The sequence below is a fragment of the Chromohalobacter sp. 296-RDG genome, assembly GCF_029889885.1.
Lineage (GTDB): Bacteria > Pseudomonadota > Gammaproteobacteria > Pseudomonadales > Halomonadaceae > Chromohalobacter.
Genome location: NZ_JARANY010000173.1, coordinates 1 through 1,714, shown reverse-complemented (window position 1 = coordinate 1,714; position 1,714 = coordinate 1). Strand labels below are relative to the sequence as shown.

Sequence of the window (1,714 nt, the reverse complement as noted above, 5' to 3'; positions counted from 1 at the left end):
GGACGCTGCGGATGCCGATAAGCGCCACCAAGAGGCGCACCAGGCACTCGACGAACATCCGCTATACACCGAGCTAGCTACCATCGATCATGACCGGCGTGATGCCTGGCTAACCGAGCAACGCCAGACAAGCGACGCCCAGCGCGCGCAACATGAAAAGACGCTTCAGGCCCTTGCCCACGCCGAGGCCGAGTTGGCACCGCTCGACGAGGCATTGCGCCAAAGCGAGCTGACACTGGCGCAATTCGACGCCCAGCGCACCCGCCTCGACAAGGAACTCGAAGAACTCGACGCGCGCCTGCCTCCGCTACGCCGCGAGCGCGACGATATCGCCGCCCGGCTCAAGACCCTGCTCGGCGAACACGCCTCGCCGGATGCCTGGCAGCAGCAGCTCGATACGCATCAGAGCGCCGCGCGCCAGGCCCTGGATACGGCGCTTGCCCAATGCCATGACAGTGAGCGGGAAACCCAGCGGCTCGCCCAGCAGTCGCACTACGAGACCGAGCAACTCGCCAGGCTCAAGCAGGAAATCGACACCCTCACTCGTGAGCTGGATGCCTGGCGCCAAGCGCATCCCGACCTGGACGACGCCACTCTGCAGCGACTACTGGCCGAAACCGACGACGCCGCCGATCGTCGAGAACGGGAATTGACCCAGGCTGAGCAGACCCGCCAGCAGACCGCTGCCGCCCTCACTGAGCGCCGCCAGGCCCTCATCGATCATCGCCGCGAGCAGGCGTTGACCGAGCACGACGCCAACGCAGACGCTCTCTTGAGCGAGACGGTCGACGCACGGATCGAACAGCGCCGAGAGGCGTTAGACACCGCGCGTAACGCTTTGGCGCCCCAGCTCGACGCCGCCCAAACGCAGCGCGATGACGCCCTGCACACCCTGCGTGACGACGATCGCAAGCGTCAGCGCCAACGCGAGGGACAAGCCGAACTCGATGCCGCGCGCGCCGAGTACCGTCGCTGGGGCCGCATCAGCGAGCTGATCGGCTCCGCCGACGGCAAGGTCTTCCGACGCATCGCGCAGGCTTACAATCTAGAGCAACTGCTGGAGCACGCCAACGCGCACCTGACGGGGCTGAGTCGCCGTTACAAGCTGATCCGCGGCGGCAGCGAGTTGGGCCTGCTGGTGGAGGACCGCGACATGGGAGACGAGCACCGCTCGGTGCATTCGCTTTCCGGTGGCGAAACCTTCCTCGTCTCGCTGGCGCTGGCCCTGGGACTCGCCTCCATGGCCTCCGGCGAACTCGTCATCGAATCGCTGTTCATCGACGAAGGCTTCGGCAGCCTCGACCCGCAATCCCTGGCACTCGCCATGGATGCCCTCGACGGCCTGCAAGCGCTAGGGCGCCGCGTCGGCGTGATCTCACATGTACAGGAAATGCACGAACGCATCCCGGTGCAGATTCAGGTCGAACCGTTGGGTAATGGCACCAGTCGAACGCGGTTGGTGAGCACCTAGGGAATATGAGCCTCTAGGAAATACAGGACGGCCGCCTCCGCCGTCCTTGGCTCAGCATCATAAGGCCCGAAACCGCAACCAGAGGCGGCCGATACCGACGGAACTGGCAAACAACATGATCCCGATAGAGACGGAGAGGCCGCCACGCCAGAGCCTTTCAGGGCTGACAGTACCCAGCGTTTCCAGCCGCGCATAATGCGTTCCCAGCGTGTTCAGCCCTGCTGCTAGATAACCGATACCAAT

Annotated in this window: 1 protein-coding gene and 1 pseudogene; one reads left to right on the top strand and one right to left on the bottom strand. The window is 64.7% G+C overall.

Annotated features, from left to right (window positions below; translation table 11 throughout):
- Nucleotides 1-1,471 (top strand): SbcC/MukB-like Walker B domain-containing protein (locus tag OP495_RS17590; protein ID WP_280571059.1); only part of this gene is annotated, 1,471 nt, incomplete at its 5' end.
- Between the two features lie 57 nt (nucleotides 1,472-1,528).
- Here OP495_RS17590 and OP495_RS17585 read toward each other — a convergent pair.
- Nucleotides 1,529-1,714 (bottom strand): annotated as a pseudogene (locus OP495_RS17585) (hypothetical protein); the annotation flags it as partial.